Raw genomic sequence first — 16,545 nt, 5'->3', positions numbered from 1 at the left:
CAGGACGGGTCTGCCCGCTGCGATATCCGCAAACAGGGCCGCGCCGGATCCCACCAGGACCGCGTCGGGGCCGAGGGTCGCGATCCGGGCCGCGGCCGCCTCGAGAGTCAGGGCTTCCGCCGCGCCGTCCGCCTGACCGTCGCGCCAGAAGCGGGCGTAAACCTGACCGCGCCGCGCATCGATCAGGGCCGCCACCTCGAACGCCTCGCCCGCCGAGGCCGCCAGCGCGTCCAGCGCAGACACCCCGACCACCGGCCGGTCCAGCGCCGCGGCCAGTCCCTGGGCGAAGGCCAGGCCGACGCGCAGGCCGGTGAACGAGCCCGGACCGACGGTCACGCCGACACGGTCAAGATCGGCGAAGGCCACGCCCGCCCCGGCCGCCGCATCGCGGGCGAAACCGGCGATGCGTTCGGAATGGCCCTTCACCATCGGCTCGGACGTCAGGCCCAGCCGACGCGCGCCCGCCCCGTCGACCTCGAACACCCCGGCGGTGCACAGGCCCAGCGCCGTATCGACGACCATCAGCTTCATGACGGGGCTCCCGGGCCGGGCGCCCTCAGTCGCCCCCCGCCAGCGCCCGGACGATGCGCGCCACAGCCCGTCTGACGTCGCGGTCCTCGATCAGCGGAAAGCCCGCCGCGACCGACCGGCCGTCGGCGGTCGCGGTGATGAACCGCATCGCCTGCCAGCCGTCGTCGGCCTCCCCCCGCGCCGTCTCGACCGGCGGGAAGAAGGTCTCCACCGAGGTTCCCAACACGGTCGCCGCCCGGTGCAGGCGCGACGCCGATATGCGGTTCTGGCCGGTCTCGTATTTCTGCACCTGCTGGAAGCTGACCCCCAGCTGCTGGGCGAGGGCGCTCTGGGACAGGCCGAGCGCCGAGCGCCGCAGCCCGATGCGCGCGCCGACATAGGCGTCGACTTCGTCCCGTTCGCCGATCCTGGCCATGGCCGCTCGTCTCCTCCCTGCCGAGAGAGGACTGTTTCATGGAAACGAAAACGTTGCAATTAATTCGTTTCATTCAGTGCTCCAGTCGGGCTGTCACGGCGGAGACGGCGCGGATCCCGGACCGGTCGATCCGTTCATGCGCCGCCAGACCGCCCGGACCGCCGCGCACGGCCAGCGCTTCGGCGTCGGCGCCTTCATAGATCCGGACGCGGACTTCGCCGTCGGCCATTTCGATCACACAGCCCTGGTCGCGCCGGGGCCAGCGGCCGGGCTCATACTCGACCACCACCCCCGAGGCGGCCCAGGGGGCGAGGTCGTCGTTGGACAGTTGCATCCGACGGGTCCCCGCCTTCGCGGGGACGACGGGGGCGTGGACGAAGGCGCGTCCTTCGCTGGCCATGCCGGGGACGGCCGCCTCCTGGCGCTGCAACAGATCCTCGGGTGTCGCATCGAGGGCGGCGGTCAGGCGGCGTTGGACGTCAGGACGGTACAGGCCGGAGCGTTTGCCGGTCTCATACAGGCCCCAGCCCTGGCTGGTCATGCCCGCCCTGCGGCCGGCTTCGGCCTGCGACAGGGCGCGGTCGCGCCGCAGGGCTGCGAGGGCCTCGCCGAGACGCCGGGCGTCATTGTCGCTCTGGAAACGGGGCATGGATCAATGATGGCGCCGTCCTGGTCCCGAAGCGAGGACGGATTCGTTTCAGTCTGTCTGGGCGCTGACGCTCGTCGCGCGTCCCGGCCTTCGCCGGGATGACAGGCTCGCGGCTTGAGCGCGCGCCTAGATCACCTGTTCGACGCTCGTCACTTCGGGGATGTAGTGTTTCATCATCTGCTCGACCCCGGCCTTGAGGGTGGCGGAAGACGAGGGGCAGCCGGCGCAGGCGCCGCGCATCCGCAGGGTGAGGACGCCCGTCTCCTCGTCGAAGGCGTCGAACAGGATGTCGCCGCCGTCCTGGGCCACCGCGGGCCGGACCCGGCTGTCGAGCAGCTGTTTGATCTCGATCACGATCTCGGAGTCCTCGCCGGCCTCCGCCCTGTTGGTCGTCCCGTCGCGCATCAAGGGCGCGCCGGACACGAAATGATCCATGATGCCGGCCAGGATCGGCGCCTTCATCTGCGACCAGTCCAGCCCGTCCGCCCGACGGGTCACCGAGACATAGTCGGAGCCGAAGAAGACGCCGGCCACGCTCTCCAGCCCGAACAGGGCCTCGGCCAGGGGCGAGGCCGCCGCCTCGTCGGCGTTGAGGAATTCCCGCGGCTCGGCCGAGACGTCGCGGCCCGGCAGGAATTTCAGGACGTTGGGATTGGGGGTCGGTTCGGTCTGGATGAACATGGCGCTCAGATGCGCCGTGGCGGCGGCGGGTTCAAGACCTGAGGAGCGGCCAGTGGCTGGTGGCTGGTGGCTGGCGACATCAGAGCCCGGCTTCGACAGCGGCTCACGCCCGCCCGACCCGCCAATCACTGGCCACTAGCCACTGGCCACTTTCCTCACGCCAGATCCTCGATGTCCTTCTCGGTCAGCTCGCCCGGCACGATGGTGACCGGCAGCTTGCGGCCGGTGAAGGATGCGCCCTGTTTGACCACGGCCGAGACCAGCGGGCCGGGACCGCGGCCGCCGCCGCTCGCCGCCAGAACGAGGATCTTGATCTCCGCGTCCTCGCCCACGACCTTGCGGATCGCGTCCTGGGGCTCGCCGCGCTCGATCAGCAGCACGGGCGTGGCGCCGGATCGTTCCGCGGCCTCCGCGGCCCAGTTGTTCAGCGAGGTTTCAGCCTCGAGCCGGGTCTGGCGCTCGATCTCCTCGCGCACCCCGGCCCAGTGGGCGTCGGAGGCCGCGGCCGGAATGACGCGCAACAGGGCCACGCGACCGCCCGTCGACCGGGCCCGCCGCGAGGCGTACCGCAGCGCCGTCTCGAACTCCGGACTGTCGTCGACGACCACCAGAAATTTGCGCGGCATCAGCCTCTCCCTCAGCCGGGTACGCTAGCAGATCGGCGAGCCAAACGCCTGCTCCGGGTGATGGGTGGTCGGCGATGGGCGGCTGGTTCGCCAGGGGATGGCCAGCGCGATCGAATGAACCCGCGTCAGCCGCCCATCACCCACCACCCATCACCTTGTTCAGCCCGCCGACGAAGCGATCTCCCGGATGACGCTGTTGGCTATGGTCAGCTTGGCGAAGGTCCAGCCGGAACCTGAGGCCTCGATCTCGTCGACCGAGGCGCGAACCCCCTCGACGAGGGCCTGCCGCGGGCCGATCCAGGCGTCCACCGCGGCCTCGGCCGTGGCCTCGCTGGCGCCCACGGCGACGTCCGACGCCTTGGCGACCGCGCGGGCCAGGGTCGCCTGTTCGGCCATCAGATCCTCGATCAGGCGGCGCACCGCCAGACGGTCGAAATGGTCCGCCGAGGGCACATTGCCCGCGCCGGCGCGCAGCCGGTCGAAATCAAAGGCCGCCCCGACCTGGTGGTACAGCATGGCCATGGCCGGTTCGGACCAGCCCGCCTGTCGCGACAGGTCGCCGATGTCGGCGGTGGCGACCAGCGGCCGCAGCATGGCGAAGTCGCGCGCCATGGCTTCGGGCACGCCCAGGGCGGTGAAGCTCTGGACCCGCCCCTCCAGCCGGTCCTGTTCGAAGCGGGACAGCACGGTCCCGCCCGCCGCGCGCAGGGCGTCCGCCGCCGGGCGATAGGCGGCGACGAGGGCGTCGACCGTACAGCCTGGCCGCATCGCCCGCCGCGAGAGCCAGAAGGTCTGGCGCCGCAGGACGGTGGCGATCTCCTGGTACAGGACCGTCTGGGCCGCGGCCGAAATCTTCAGATCGAGGGCCGACACCTGGTCCCAGGCCTGGTCGAGACGGAACACCTGTCGCGCCGCCTCGAAGGCGACGACCATGGCCCCCGTGTCGCACCGCGCCGAAAGGCGCAGGCGTTCGGGGAAGGTCGGGCCGCACATATTGACGATCTCGTTCGACAATATGGTCGAGATGATCTCGCGGCGCAGGCGGTGGCGCTGCATGTCGGCTTCGTATTTCGCCAGCGGGGCCGGGAAATAGCGGACCAGGGTCTGTTTGAAGAAGGGGTCGTCCGGCGCGGCCGAGGCGACGATCTCGTCGAACAGCTCCAGCTTGGAATAGGCCGTCAGGACGGCCAGTTCGGGCCGGGTCAGGGCCTGTCCGGCCAGCTTTCGCTCGGCCAGTCTCCCATCGTCCGGCAGGCCCTCGACCTTGCGGTCCAGCTTACCCTTGGCGCCCAGCCACTGCATGAACCGCTGCTGGGTGTCGAGCGCCTCGGCGCCGTCGGCCTCCTGCAGGGAGATGGCCAGGGTCTGGTCGTAGTTGTGCGCCAGCACCTTGAGGCCGACCTCGTCGGTCATCGAGGCCAGCAGGGCGTTGCGGTCGCCGGCCTTCAGCGCGCCCGAGGCGATGGCGGCCCCGGTCAGGATCTTGATATTGACCTCATGGTCGGAGCTGTCGACCCCGGCCGAGTTGTCGATGGCGTCGGTGTTGATACGGCCGCCTGCCTGGGCGAAGGCGATGCGTCCGGCTTGGGTCAGGCCCAGGTTGGCGCCCTCGCCGATGACCCTGGCGCGCACCTCGGCGCCGTCGACGCGGATGGCGTCATTGGCCTTGTCGCCGACCTGGGCGTCGGTCTCGTGCGGCGCCTTCACATAAGTGCCGATGCCGCCGAAATAGAGCAGCTCGGCCGGCGCCTTGAGGATGGCCTTCATCAGCGTCGCCGGATCGATCACGTCGTCCTGGATGTCGAGCGCCGCCTTGATCTCGGGGCTCAGCTCGATCGACTTGGCCGAGCGCGGGAAGACGCCGCCGCCCTTTGAAATCTTCGACTTGTCGTAGTCCTGCCAAGACGAGCGCGGCAGTTTGAACATCCGGTCGCGCTCGACCCAGCTGGAGGCGGGATCGGGATTGGGGTCGATGAAGATGTCGCGGTGGTCGAAGGCGGCGACCAGTTTGATGGCCTTCGACAGCAGCATGCCGTTGCCGAACACATCGCCCGACATGTCGCCGACGCCGACCACGGTGAAGGGCTCGGTCTGGATGTCCTTGCCCATCTCGCGGAAGTGGCGCTTGACCGCTTCCCAGGCGCCGCGGGCGGTGATGCCCATGACCTTGTGGTCGTAGCCGACCGATCCTCCGCTGGCGAAGGCGTCGTCCAGCCAGAAGCCGTAGTCGGCCGAAATGCCGTTGGCGATGTCCGAAAAGGTCGCCGTGCCCTTGTCGGCGGCCACGACCAGATAGGGGTCGTCGCCCTCGAACCGGACCACGGCGGCCGGCGGAACCACGGCGCCGTCCCTGGCGATGTTGTCGGTGATGTCCAGCAGGCCCGACAGGAAGGTCTTGTAGGCGCGGATGGCCTCGGCCTGCTGGGCGTCGCGGTCGCCGCCGGCGCGAACGATGGCGGCCAGGTGTTTGGGGAAGAATCCGCCCTTGGAGCCGACCGGCACGATGACGGCGTTCTTGACCTGCTGCGCCTTCACCAGGCCCAGAACCTCGGTGCGGAAGTCGTCGCGGCGGTCGGACCAGCGCAGGCCGCCGCGCGCCACCGGGCCGAAGCGCAGGTGCACGCCCTCGATATGGGGCGCCCAGACGAAGATCTCGCGATATGGCTTGGGCAGGGGCAGGTCGGCCAGTTCGCGCGAGGCGATCTTGATCGAGATATGCGCCTTGTGCGCCCCGTCGGCGGTGGTCTGATAGTAGTTGGTGCGCTTGATGGCCTGCACCAGCAGGACCATGCGGCGCAGGGCGCGGTCGTGGTCGAGGCTCTTCACCGCCTGCAGCAGATCATTGATCTGCTCGACCAGCGTGCCGACCGCCGCCTCACGGCTGGCCGCGTCGCCGCCCGCGGCCGGGTCGAATTTCGCGGCGAACAGGGCCAGCAGGCCGCGCGCCACCGCCGGATAGTCCCGCAGCGCCTCTTCCTGCACCGCCTGGCTGGGATCGAGTCCGGTCTGCTGGCGATAGCGGGCGAGGGTCCGCACCAGCGCCGCCTCGCGCCAGTTGACGCCGAGCTCCAGCACCAGCCGGTTGAAACCGTCGCTTTCGGTCCGGCCGGTCCAGACCGCCGAGAAGGCCTCCTCGAACGGGCCCTTCACATCGGCGAACTGGAGATCGCCGCCGCGCGGATCCTCCATGAGGAATTCATGGACATGGATTTCGGCCTCGCCCGTCGGACGCAGGGCATGGCCCCACTCCTCGAGCGTCTTCAACCCCATGTCGGCCAGGATCGGCAGGACGTCCGACAGCGGCACGGCCGCGCCCCGGCGATAGAGTTTGAAGCGGAAATTCAGCGGGCCTTCGCCCTCGACGCGGAAGGCGCGAACCGCCACCGGTTCGCCGCCGTCGTTCAGCCCCGTGTCGTTCAGCGCATCAACGGCCTGCAGGTCGCGTACGGCCTCGGCGGCGTCATAGCGATCGCGATAGCCGGCGCCGAACGCCTCGGCCCATTTGGCGCTGAGCGGCCCGACGGCGACATCGTCGACGTCGGCGTCACGCAGGGCGCTCTCGAACCGGTCGATCCAGCTGCGCCCCGCCTCGGTGATCTGGGCGTCGAGCACCGTTTGATCCGGGCACGGATGATCCCCCGGCGTAACCCCGATGATATAGTGGATTCGGACCAGGGGCTGGTCCGACAGCTGCGGATACCAGGCCGAAAGACGCCCGCCCCAGGCCTTGGCGAGGATATTGCCGATCCGTTCACGGACCGAGGCGTCGAACCGTTCACGCGGGATGAAGGCCAGCACCGAGACGAAACGGTCGAACGGATCCTGGCGGGTGAAGGTCTTGATCCGCGGGCGGTCATGCAGGTGCAGGATGCCGAGCGCGATCGCCAGCAGCTCGCTCTCCCCGATCTGGAAGAGTTCGTCGCGGGGATAGTTTTCGAGGATGTTCTTGAGCCGCTTTTCGCTGTGGCTGCCGGCCGTCTTGCCCGCCCGGATCAGGGCGTTGGCGACCTTGCGCCGGACCAGCGGCACCTGGGTCGCGGTCTTGTCATAGGCCTCGGCGGTGAACAGGCCGACGAACCGGGTCTCGCCCGAGGGGCGGCCGTCGGGCCCGAACCGCTTGACCCCGATATAGTCCATATAGGCCCGGCGATGGACGCGGGAGCGGACATTGGCCTTGGCCACGGTGACCGGCTCCGACAGGTCCAGCTGGCGCTTCATCGACCGGGTCAGCACCGCCGGCTCATTGGCGCGGCGCAGGACGGTGCGTTCCGGATCGGCCAGAACGCCCAGGCCGACGCCCGACTGGGACAGCGGCGCCTCGGCCTCATAGCCGCCGTCCTTGCTGCGCGGATAGTCGTAGTCGCGGGCGCCGAGGAAGACGAAATGATCGGCCTGAAGCCACTGCAGGAAAGCCAGGTTCTCGGCCAGCACATCGGGGGCGACCCCGTGCGGATGCGCCTCCAGATGGGTGATCGACCGATGCATCAACGCCGCCATGGCGGCGTGGCCGTCGACGGCGCTGGCCACGTCGTTCAGGGTCTGGACCAGACCTTCGCCCAGGGCGTCGCGCCGCTCCTGCGGCAGGGGGTCGAGGATGACGATGATGGTGGACTCGCGCCCGCCCTCCTCCTCGGTCACCGGGTGGTACATGGACCGGACGGTCACGCCGGCGTCGGCCAGTTCGCCCATCACGCTGTCGACCAGGAAGGGCCGGTCGTCCTGGATGACGATGAGCACGTCATAGCCCAGCGGCGTCCCGTCCGAGGCGTGAAGCGGCGACAGGGTGATCCGCGCCGGCTCGCCGTGCGCCCGGCCCTCGGCCGCCCGCCACGCGAGGGCCAGCAGGTTGGCCATGTCGGGCCCGCCGAGCTCCGGCGTCTCGTCGGCGGCGTAGTCCTCCCAGGCCTGGCGCAGGAAGTCCCGGCCCGGGCCGTTCAGCGCGCCCGGCGACAGCTGGTCGAAGCTGGCTTCCAGCGCCTCCAGGGTGATTTCCTGAGGGTGCGCGGGGGCCGTTTCGCCGGACATGGACAGGTCTCTTGTGGACGCGACCTCTCAAACGGGTCGCCGGAGATGGCGTCAGACTAGGCCGCTTCGCCGCTTCGGCAAGGGGCCCGTCCGACGCGCGCTGACTAGGCCGTCCGGCGTGCGACGGGAACCCCCAAAAACGAAAACGCCGGCCCCGTTTCCGGGGCCGGCGTCGCGCCGGTCGTCGATCAACCGGACCGCAGGGTCAGAAGCGGACGTTCATGCCCAGTTTGATGGCATGCAGCTCCATGTCGTCGTTGCCGCGCGCCATATCCGTGCCGGCCGTGTTCGGCGGCAGGATGAAGGGGTTGGTCGGGCCCGCCGTGCCCGGACCGACGCGCACGACATAGTCGCCGGGCTGCAGGTTGGTGAACAGATATTCGCCCGTCAGGGTGAGGTTCGGGGCGAGGCGCCACTCGATGCCCGTGCCCAGCTGGTAGCCGTCGGCCTCGTCGTCATTGACGGTTTCGGTGAAGCTGTTGGCTCCGTTGGTGGTGCGGAAGCTGTTCTCGATCTTCGCCATGGCGCCGCCGCCGGTGACATAGACCAGGGCCGGACCGGTCGCGAAGCCGGCGCGCAGGCGCAGGGCCGCCATCGACTCCAGCTCGCGCGTGAAGACATAGGCCGCCGGGGTGGTGCTGAACGAGGTGACGGAGTCTTCCACGTCCGCGCCGCTCAGTTCGCCGACCATGCCGACCACGAACGCGCCGAACTGCATGTCGTAGCCGAGGCGGACCGAGGCCTCGACGCCGGTCGGATCGATGTCGCAGCCGTTGGCCGCGGCCTGGCCGAGGGCGCTGCCGGAGCAGGAGCCGGGGCTGAAGGCGCTGCTGGTGGTGCCGTTCAGGATCACCGTGTCATCGAACTGGCCGTCGAAATCACGGTCGAACACCAGGCCTTCGCCCGCGTCTTCGTTATTTTCCAGCACGCCGCCGTAAACGCCGATGTAGGGGCCGCTCCAGTCGGGAACGGATTGGGCGAGCGCGGGGGAAGCCACGCCGGCCAGAAGCAGCGTCAGGGACGCGGCGGAAATCGTCTTCATCATCAGAGAGGTATCCTTCGAGCTGGACGCGGAACACCCGCGGTTCGCCCTTCCGCCGCCGCTAACGCAGGCTGCCCGCTCCCTGTTCCCGCGCCTTGGCCAATCAATTCCGGCGGGCCCGGCCTGTGGCGCCGAAAGCGCGTCTTCGGGTCCGGAAACGACAAGGCCGCCGAACTTGCGTTCGGCGGCCTGCTTAGGACCGGCGCCCAGGAGGGGGGAGGGTTGGCGCCGATCTATTCCGCCGCGGCTTGGGGGAGGGGAGGGGCCGCGGCGACAGGTGTGAAATAGGCGCCGGTTGTGGCCAATCAAGGGCGCCGGACGAGGCTCAGCCGGCCTTTGACTGCGGCGGGTTGACGCGGCCCCGCTTCGGCCGCGGCGGGGCCGCCTCGTCCTCGTCGGCATAGGGTTCGCCGTCGCCCGACAACAGGATCGCCATCCAGCGCGAGCCCTTGAACTCGGCCAGGACGGCCATGGCCATGACCGCCAGCGGCGTCGACAGGAACATGCCGACCACGCCCCACAGCTGGCCCCACAGGGCGAGCGACAGCAGCACCACCACCGGGTCGATGTTCTGGTTGTCGCCCTGCATGCGCGGCTGGATGAAATTGCCGCTGATGAACAGTATGGCCTGCAGCCCGATCAGAAGAATCACGGCGGGCCAGTAGCTTTCGAACTGGACCAGGGCGAACAGCGGCGGGGCGAGGCCCGCGACCGCGCCGCCGAGGACCGGGATGAAGCCGACCACGAAGATGACGAACGTCCAGAACTCGGCGTTCTGCAGCCCGACCGCCCGCATCAGGACCCAGGCGACGGCGCAGATCAGCAGTCCGGTCACGGCCTGGACCCACAGATAGCCCTCGACCCCGCCGCGCACCCTCTGGAACACGCCCATCGCTTCATTCCGGGCGCCGCGATCCGGGAACATTCCGACCAGCTTGCGTCGGAAGCCGCTCTGGGAGGCGAGCAGGAAACCGAGGTAGATCATCACGAAGATGGCTCCGGTGACGACCCCCTGGGCCTGGAGCGCCACCGTGGTGAAATACTGCGACAGGTCGACCCGTGTGATCAGCTCGCTGGCGGTGGGCGCGGACGGCATGTCGAACAACCGGTAGGCGTCGGCTAGGATCTGGTCGAGGCGCGGCCCCAGCAGCACCGCATCGTCCGAGGCCTGGTTGAAGAAGCCGCGGGCGCCCTGGACGATGATGGCGATCGCCCCCAGGAATCCCAGGGTCACCACGATCAGGGCGGCCACCCCGGCCCAGCGTTCAGGCACAGGCGTCCTGGCCTCGATGGAGCGCTTCACCCCGTCGATCATGATCATCAGGAAGATGGCCATGGCCAGCGGCGTCAGGATGTTCCTCAGCCAGTAGACGGCGGCCCCCGCCGCGATGGTGGCGATGAGCACAAGCGCGTTGCGCGAGACGGTGGACGTCGGAACGATCAGGGGCGGTTTCATCGGCATATGGTCGAGGTCCAGACGGGCGGCGTCAATCCGGCCTTGAACCGGGAAGTCCGCCGGTAGAGCATGAGCGCCGCCCCCCGCCCGGAGTTCCCATGCCTGACGTCGCCCCCGGCCTGTTCCTCGGCCAGTCTGACAAGCCGGAACAACTGCTGTTCCACCGCGCCAACCGCCACGGCGTGGTCGCCGGCGCCACCGGAACCGGCAAGACGGTCACCCTGCAGATCATGGCCCAGGGCTTCTCCGACGCGGGCCTCCCCGTCTTCTGCGCCGATGTGAAGGGTGATCTGTCGGGCATCTGCGTGCCCGGCTCGCCGAACGAGAAACTGCTGGCCCGCGCCGCCGGCATGGGGCTGACCCTCACGCCCCGGGCGGCGCCGACCGTCTTCTGGGACCTCTACGGGCTCAAGGGCCACCCCATCCGCACCACCGTCAGCGAGATCGGCCCCCTGCTGCTGGCCCGGATGCTGAATCTCAACGACGTCCAGGAAGGCGTGCTCTCGGTCGTCTTCCACGTCGCCGACAAGGAGGGCCTGCTGCTGCTCGACCTCGACGACCTGCGGGCCATGCTGGTCCATGTCGGCGAGAACGCCGAGCGGATCGGCCGCGAGGTCGGCAACGTCGCCCCCGCCTCCATCGCCTCGATCCAGCGCGCCATCCTCCAGCTCGAGCAGCAGGGCGGCAAGGCCTTCTTCGGCGAACCGGCCCTGCGGCTGGAGGACATGATGCGCACCGGCCTCGACGGCCGCGGCCAGGTCAATGTGCTGGACGCGACGAAGCTCATGGCCAGCCCGCGCCTCTACGCCGCCTTCCTGCTGTGGCTGCTGTCGGAGCTGTTCGAACAGCTGCCCGAGGTCGGCGATCCGGAGAAGCCGCGCCTCGTCTTCTTCTTCGACGAGGCCCATCTGCTGTTTAACGACACGCCCGACGCCCTGCGCGAAAAGGTCGAACAGGTCGTGCGCCTGATCCGCTCCAAGGGCGTCGGCGTCTATTTCGTCACCCAGAATCCCGCCGACATCCCCGACAGCGTCCTGGCCCAGCTGGGCAACCGGATCCAGCATGCGCTGCGCGCCTATACCCCCGCCGAACAGCGCGGGCTGAAGGCGGCGTCGGACAGTTTCCGCGCCAATCCCGCCTTCGACACCGCCGAGGCCATCCAGGGTCTCGGCGTCGGCGAGGCCCTGGTCTCGACCCTCGACGAGAAGGGCGCGCCCCATGTCGTGGCCCGCACCCTGATCCGCCCGCCCGACAGCCGCCTCGGCCCCGCCACCGACGCCGAACGCGCCGCCGTCATGGCCGCCAGCCCGGTGCGCGGTCTCTATGAGGCGGTCATCGATCGCGAATCCGCCGAGGAAATCCTCGCCGCCCGCCGGGGCGAGGCCGATCAGGCCACGGCGGATGCGAAACTGGCCGAAGCGCAGGCGAAGGCCGACGCGGCAGCCGCGAAAGACGCTGAAAAGGCCGCCGCCGCCCGCGAGAAGTCGGAAGCCCGCGAACAGGCCCGTTACCAGCGCGAAGCCGCCCGCCCTCGCGCCGCCCCGCGCCGCTCAACCCGCGAGACCCCAATCGAGGCCGCGACCAAGTCGGTCCTGCGCACGGCGGGGAGCACAATCACGCGCGAGCTGCTGCGGGGTCTGCTGGGCGGGTTGCGGCGGCGGTAATCCGCTCCATCTCCCATTGGGAGAGGGCTTGAGCGCACGGCGGCGCAGCCGTCGTTCTTGCGCGAAAGGGTGTGGATCGATCGCCTGGCGGCGGCTTCGCCGCTCCAAACAGTCGACCCACATCCGGCGCTGCGCGCCACCTTCTCCCAATGGGAGAAGGAGTTTACGGACGCGGAACCAGCCGCCACATCCTGAGCGGATGGCGCACCGCGCCCGCCTCCTCGCCGGCCGCGGCACCCCTGCCCATATAGAAGTCGGCTCTCACCGGGCCGCGGATGGCGGAGCCGGTGTCGAGGGCCACGACCAGGCCCTGATAGCTGGCCCGCGCGCCGGTCAGATTGCCGCCGTCGGCTGAAATCCACGCCAGATCGCCATAGCGCCAGTGGGCCGGGTCGACGGCGATGGACCGGCGCGCGGTCAGGGGAATCCCCGCCGCCCCGTTCGGATGGCCGCCGTCGTCGGGCTCCACGGCGAAGAAGATGTAGCGGGGATTCAGCGCCATCACGGCCCGCGCCTCGGGCCCGCGATGGGCCGCAAGCCAGGCGCGGATGGCCTCGCCCGAGGTTCCGTTGGCCGGCAGCAGCCCCTGTTCCGCCATCGGCCGGGCGATGCCGGTGAAGGGCCGGCCGTTGTCGGCGGCGTAGGCGGCGCGGGCACGGGAGCCGTCCTCGAAGGTTAGATAGCCCGAACCCTGGATTTGCATGAAGAACAGGTCCTCGGCCCGCATCCAGGCCAGGGCGTCCGTGGGCGGGGCAGCCTCGATATCGGCGCGCACGGCCATGACATCGCCGCGGGCCCAATTGGCGGGGCGGGGCAGGACCGGCATGTCGAACTCGGCGTCGGGGGTGCGGCGCGCGGCGTATTCCGGCGCGAAATAGGCTGTCAGCAGGCCCGGCCCGCCGTCCGCCGTCACAGCGGCCACAACGGTGAAGCCGCTTTCGAAGAAGGCGCGGGCCATCGACGGCGTCACCGGCTTCGAAGTCTGTCTGATGTGCATCGCCCGGTCGCACTGGGTCCGGGAGGCGGCGTCGCGCGCGACGCGGCAGCCGTCGGCCCAGGCTTCAAAGGCGGCCAGATGATCCTCGTCATTCCAGCCGGGCAGGGTCGACGGGCTCTGTCCCTCTGAGACGGGAGCCGGGCCGGGCGACGGGGCGGGCGCCTCTGTCCCGGTCCCCGGCGCGGCCGGGGTCGTGGCGCAGGCGGCGAGCGTCAGGGCGAGGCCGACAAGGACGACCGTTCCGCAAAATCCCCGACGGCGCGCGCCGCCGCTGATCATGCCGCGGCGGGTTCGGTGCGGGCCAGAACCCAGTTGGGGTCGCTGGCGCCGAGGGTGCGTTCGAAGGTCCACAGCTCGGCCACCCGGCGTTCCTCGATCTGCGGTTCGGCGGCGGCGTCAGCGGTGGTCACCGTATTGCGCAGCTCGGCCAGGAAGCGGACCTTGGCCGTGGCGCGGTTCTCCTCGGCCGAGGCCTGTTCCAGATCGGCGCGGGCGGGGTGGAGGAATTCGGCGACCTCGGTCTCGCCCCGGGTCTCGCGGGCGGCGATGCCGGCCTCGAAAGAGGCCATGACCGTCGGGGTCAGCAGGGGTTTCAGCGTCTCGCGGTCGCCGGCGGCGTAGGCGCGCACGATGGTCTCATGCGCCTGACGCGCGCCCTCGAGGAAGCGCACCGGGTCGAAGGCCGGATCGCGCGCCTTCAGCCCGGCGATCGAGGCCAGGGTGACGGCGTCCAGCACATGCGGCCGGCCCGCGGGCTGGTCCGGCGCGGAGGCCGTCGGCGGCAGGGCGGGTTTCGCGCGGGCGTCCTCTTCCGGCTGACGGCCGACCTTCTTGCCCAGCACATTATAGAGCTGGAACAGGACCACGGCCGCGATGACGGCGAAGATGACGATCTGGATTTGAACCGGCGGCACTGGCGAACCTTGACTGGCGGCCGGCGGGGGGACCGGACGCGACGACAGACGATTAGGGGCTGATATAGGGACGCGCAACCGCAACCGCCTTATCACACGGGTGAGCATCGTTGCCGCACCCGGCGCCCCGTGCTAGTCGCCGCGCCTTCCCGGCGCCTTAATCGGACGCCGATCACTCATTCAGACAGACCCGACCGATGACCGACGCCGCGCCTCCTTCCGACGCCAAGACCGCCGCGCCCGCCGACGCCGCGCCGCAGGGACCCCAGGGCCCCGGCTTCCGCATCGTGGCCCAGTACGTCAAGGATCTCTCCTTTGAGAACCCGAAGGCGCCCGACAGCCTGCGCGTCGACGGCAAGCCCGCCATCGACATGGGCGTCGAGATGAACGCCCAGGGCCGGCCCGACGGCCTGTTCGAGGTCGATCTGCGCCTGACCATCAAGGCCACGACCGAGGCCATGACGGTGTTCAACGTCGAGCTCCTGTACGGCGGCCTGTTCGCCCTCCAGGGCGTGCCGGAGCAGGACATCGAGCCGCTGCTGCTGATCGAATGCCCGCGCTACCTTTTCCCGTTCGCCCGCGAGATCATCGCCCGCGCCACCTCGGACGGCGGCTTCTACCCGCCCTTCATGCTGGACCCGATCGACTTCGCCGGCATCTATGTCGCCCGCCAGCAGTCGATTGCGCGCGGACCGGCCGAAGCGGGCCAAGCTTAGGTCTTAGGTCTTAGGTCTTGGAGCTTGGTTGGCGGGTTACGACCTAGGCCCCAAGCCCTACGACCTCGTCTTCTACAAGCACGCCATACCCGGCCCACAGCGACCGGTCTTTCAGGTTCGCCTGCAGGAAGGCCAGATGCGCCGCCTGTTCGGCCTCGTGGGTCCGGACCGGCAGGGGCCGGGGACGCGGTCCGTAGCCCTGGGCGGCCACGGCCGCCGCGGCGGCTGTCACGGTGCGGGAAGCCGACAGGTCCAGCCGGCGCTCCTTGCCGCCCTTCAGCTCCAGATAGACCTCGGCCAGCAGCCGCGCGTCGATCAGGGCCCCGTGCAGGGTCCGTTCGACCAGCGAGACCTTGAACCGCTTGCACAGGGCGTCGAGCGAATTGGCCATGCCCGGAAACCGGGTCTGGGCCAGCTTCAGCGTGTCGATCCAGCGATCCTCGGGGAACAGGGCCCGGCCGCAACGGCCGAACTCGTGATCGATGAAGCTCCGGTCGAACTGGGCGTTGTGGGCGATGATCGGGGCGTCGCCGATGAAGTCGCACAGGTCGATGACGATCTCGGCGAATTTCGGCGCGTCCCGGACTTTCTCGTCCGTGATACCGTGCACCCGGATGGCGTCGGCCGGGATCAGCCGCTCGGGATGGATCAGCCGGTGAAAGGTCCGCCCGGTGGGCAGGAGGTCCTCGATCTCGATACAGCCGACCTCGATCATCCGGTCGCCCGTGCGGGGGTCGAAGCCGGTGGTTTCGGTGTCGAGGACGATTTCGCGGGACATGACCCCTTATTGGGACGGTTCGCCGGCTTTCGGAAGACCACGCCGGGGCGACGTCCACCCTTCGGCCAGAACCATCCCCACGATTTCCTCGACCCGCGCCCGGGCCGCCTCAAGTCCGGCGCCGGTGTCGATGACGAAGTCCGCGCGGCGGCGCTTCTCGGCGTCCGGCAGCTGGCGCGCCAGAATGGCCTCGAACCGCTCGCGGGTCATGCCGGGCCGGGCCAGAACCCGCGCCGCCTGCACCTCCGCCGGGGCCGTCACGACCACAACGGCGTCCACAGCCGCGTCGCCGCCGGTCTCGAACAGCAAGGGGATGTCGAGCACCGCCAGCTTGACGCCGCGCGCCTCCGCCGCCGCCAGATCCTCCAGCCGACCCTTCAGCACCAGCGGATGGACGATCGCCTCCAGCCGCCGAAAAGCTTCACCGTCCTGCCCGAGCGCCTCCGCCAGCCGGGTCCGGTCGACCGCCCCGTCCACGACCACGCCGGGAAAGGCTTCGCCGACCGCAGCGACCGCCGCGCCGCCCCTGGCATACAACCGGTGCACGGCGTCATCGGCGTTCCAGACCAGGGCGCCGGCGTCGGCGAACATGGCGGTCGTCGTCGACTTGCCCATGCCGATGGAGCCCGTCAGGCCGAGCACGATCATGGCGTCTCTCCCAGCGCCGCCAGGGCCACGGCCCGAACATCCATCGCGGGCGGCTCGATTCCGAAGATCGCCCGGAACGAGGGTCGCGCCTGACCGATCAGCATGGCGAGACCATCCACCGTGGTCAGCCCCCGGCTCCGACCCTGCTGCAGGAAGGGCGTAAGCAGCGGCCGGTAGGTCATGTCCATCAGAACGGCGTCGTCCCGCAACCGGGACACGTCGATACCGGGCGGGACGCTCAGGGCGTTGACCACCAGCGCGGCCTCATTCAGCGCGGTCGCCTCGATCACCGTGGCGCCGAGCCCGGCGGCTAGCGCCTCGGCCCGAGTCCGGGTCCGGTTCAGCACCCCGACCTCCGCCCCGGCGGCCCTGAGCGCCTCGACCGTGGCCCGCGCCGCCCCTG

The 16,545-nt window shown here is 69.8% G+C and carries 15 protein-coding genes; 2 read left to right on the top strand and 13 right to left on the bottom strand.

The features are described from left to right. The 8 genes from tsaB to QQJ79_RS12485 all read right to left on the bottom strand — a co-directional run. The coding region (gene tsaB, locus QQJ79_RS12520) for a tRNA (adenosine(37)-N6)-threonylcarbamoyltransferase complex dimerization subunit type 1 TsaB (protein ID WP_284223263.1) at positions 1-531 on the bottom strand (531 nt) is incomplete at its 3' end. A 25-nt stretch (positions 532-556) separates the two neighbouring features. Beyond that, entirely contained in the window at positions 557-946 is a 390-nt protein-coding gene (locus QQJ79_RS12515; protein ID WP_284223262.1) for a helix-turn-helix domain-containing protein, read from the bottom strand. Between the two features lie 73 nt (positions 947-1,019). Beyond that, positions 1,020-1,595, bottom strand: a complete 576-nt coding sequence (locus QQJ79_RS12510; RefSeq protein WP_284223261.1) for a helix-turn-helix domain-containing protein — start codon at positions 1,593-1,595, stop codon at positions 1,020-1,022. Between the two features lie 126 nt (positions 1,596-1,721). After that, positions 1,722-2,276: a NifU family protein gene (locus tag QQJ79_RS12505; RefSeq protein WP_284223260.1), complete on the bottom strand. Its 555-nt coding sequence runs from the start codon at positions 2,274-2,276 to the stop codon at positions 1,722-1,724. A 155-nt stretch (positions 2,277-2,431) separates the two neighbouring features. After that, positions 2,432-2,902 carry a universal stress protein gene (locus tag QQJ79_RS12500; RefSeq protein ID WP_284223259.1) on the bottom strand — a complete coding sequence of 157 codons (471 nt, stop codon included), beginning with the start codon at positions 2,900-2,902 and terminating at the stop codon, positions 2,432-2,434. A gap of 159 nt (positions 2,903-3,061) precedes the next feature. Then, complete coding sequence (locus QQJ79_RS12495) at positions 3,062-7,927, bottom strand: NAD-glutamate dehydrogenase (protein WP_284223258.1); 4,866 nt, start codon at positions 7,925-7,927, stop codon at positions 3,062-3,064. Between the two features lie 205 nt (positions 7,928-8,132). Continuing rightward, positions 8,133-8,972 carry an outer membrane protein gene (locus QQJ79_RS12490; RefSeq protein ID WP_284223257.1) on the bottom strand — a complete coding sequence of 280 codons (840 nt, stop codon included), beginning with the start codon at positions 8,970-8,972 and terminating at the stop codon, positions 8,133-8,135. Between the two features lie 322 nt (positions 8,973-9,294). Next, entirely contained in the window at positions 9,295-10,425 is a 1,131-nt protein-coding gene (locus QQJ79_RS12485; protein ID WP_284223256.1) for an AI-2E family transporter, read from the bottom strand. Positions 10,426-10,523: 98 nt separating this feature from the next. Between QQJ79_RS12485 and QQJ79_RS12480 the strand changes: the two genes are divergently transcribed. Beyond that, the gene (locus tag QQJ79_RS12480) at positions 10,524-12,089 is read left to right on the top strand and encodes a helicase HerA-like domain-containing protein (RefSeq protein WP_284223255.1); all 1,566 of its coding nucleotides are present in this window, start codon (positions 10,524-10,526) and stop codon (positions 12,087-12,089) included. Positions 12,090-12,252: 163 nt separating this feature from the next. Here the strand turns inward: QQJ79_RS12480 and QQJ79_RS12475 are convergent, their stop codons facing one another. Together QQJ79_RS12475 and timA are read right to left on the bottom strand one after the other, a co-directional pair. Continuing rightward, entirely contained in the window at positions 12,253-13,365 is a 1,113-nt protein-coding gene (locus tag QQJ79_RS12475) for an MltA domain-containing protein (protein ID WP_284223254.1), read from the bottom strand. Then, entirely contained in the window at positions 13,362-14,000 is a 639-nt protein-coding gene (gene timA, locus QQJ79_RS12470) for a TIM44-related membrane protein TimA (RefSeq protein ID WP_284223253.1), read from the bottom strand. The genes QQJ79_RS12475 and timA overlap by 4 nt, the downstream gene beginning before the upstream one ends. A gap of 197 nt (positions 14,001-14,197) precedes the next feature. Between timA and secB the strand changes: the two genes are divergently transcribed. Continuing rightward, positions 14,198-14,716, top strand: coding sequence for a protein-export chaperone SecB (secB, locus tag QQJ79_RS12465; RefSeq protein ID WP_284223252.1), 519 nt, complete (start codon positions 14,198-14,200; stop codon positions 14,714-14,716). Between the two features lie 43 nt (positions 14,717-14,759). Here secB and dnaQ read toward each other — a convergent pair whose 3' ends face one another. The 3 genes from dnaQ to QQJ79_RS12450 form a co-directional block, all read right to left on the bottom strand. Continuing rightward, the gene (gene dnaQ / locus QQJ79_RS12460) at positions 14,760-15,494 is read right to left on the bottom strand and encodes a DNA polymerase III subunit epsilon (RefSeq protein WP_284223251.1); all 735 of its coding nucleotides are present in this window, start codon (positions 15,492-15,494) and stop codon (positions 14,760-14,762) included. 6 nt (positions 15,495-15,500) lie between these two features. Next, entirely contained in the window at positions 15,501-16,142 is a 642-nt protein-coding gene (gene coaE / locus QQJ79_RS12455) for a dephospho-CoA kinase (protein WP_284223250.1), read from the bottom strand. Next, on the bottom strand, positions 16,139-16,545 hold a 407-nt coding region (locus QQJ79_RS12450; RefSeq protein WP_431307600.1), incomplete at its 5' end, for a shikimate dehydrogenase family protein. The genes QQJ79_RS12450 and coaE, both read right to left, overlap by 4 nt.

The sequence above is a fragment of the Brevundimonas denitrificans genome (assembly GCF_030160755.1).
GTDB lineage: Bacteria > Pseudomonadota > Alphaproteobacteria > Caulobacterales > Caulobacteraceae > Brevundimonas > Brevundimonas denitrificans.
The sequence above is the reverse complement of the archived record's forward strand: the minus strand, read 5'-3'. Positions and strand labels throughout refer to the sequence as shown.

Coding starts and splice junctions, on each gene's coding strand:
- QQJ79_RS12515 (WP_284223262.1), bottom strand. CDS start 946: ATGGCCAGGATCGGCGAACGGGACGAAGTCGACGCCTATGTCGGCGCG.
- QQJ79_RS12510 (WP_284223261.1), bottom strand. CDS start 1,595: ATGCCCCGTTTCCAGAGCGACAATGACGCCCGGCGTCTCGGCGAGGCC.
- QQJ79_RS12505 (WP_284223260.1), bottom strand. CDS start 2,276: ATGTTCATCCAGACCGAACCGACCCCCAATCCCAACGTCCTGAAATTC.
- QQJ79_RS12500 (WP_284223259.1), bottom strand. CDS start 2,902: ATGCCGCGCAAATTTCTGGTGGTCGTCGACGACAGTCCGGAGTTCGAG.
- QQJ79_RS12495 (WP_284223258.1), bottom strand. CDS start 7,927: ATGTCCGGCGAAACGGCCCCCGCGCACCCTCAGGAAATCACCCTGGAG.
- QQJ79_RS12490 (WP_284223257.1), bottom strand. CDS start 8,972: ATGATGAAGACGATTTCCGCCGCGTCCCTGACGCTGCTTCTGGCCGGC.
- QQJ79_RS12485 (WP_284223256.1), bottom strand. CDS start 10,425: ATGAAACCGCCCCTGATCGTTCCGACGTCCACCGTCTCGCGCAACGCG.
- QQJ79_RS12480 (WP_284223255.1), top strand. CDS start 10,524: ATGCCTGACGTCGCCCCCGGCCTGTTCCTCGGCCAGTCTGACAAGCCG.
- QQJ79_RS12475 (WP_284223254.1), bottom strand. CDS start 13,365: ATGATCAGCGGCGGCGCGCGCCGTCGGGGATTTTGCGGAACGGTCGTC.
- secB (WP_284223252.1), top strand. CDS start 14,198: ATGACCGACGCCGCGCCTCCTTCCGACGCCAAGACCGCCGCGCCCGCC.
- dnaQ (WP_284223251.1), bottom strand. CDS start 15,494: ATGTCCCGCGAAATCGTCCTCGACACCGAAACCACCGGCTTCGACCCC.
- coaE (WP_284223250.1), bottom strand. CDS start 16,142: ATGATCGTGCTCGGCCTGACGGGCTCCATCGGCATGGGCAAGTCGACG.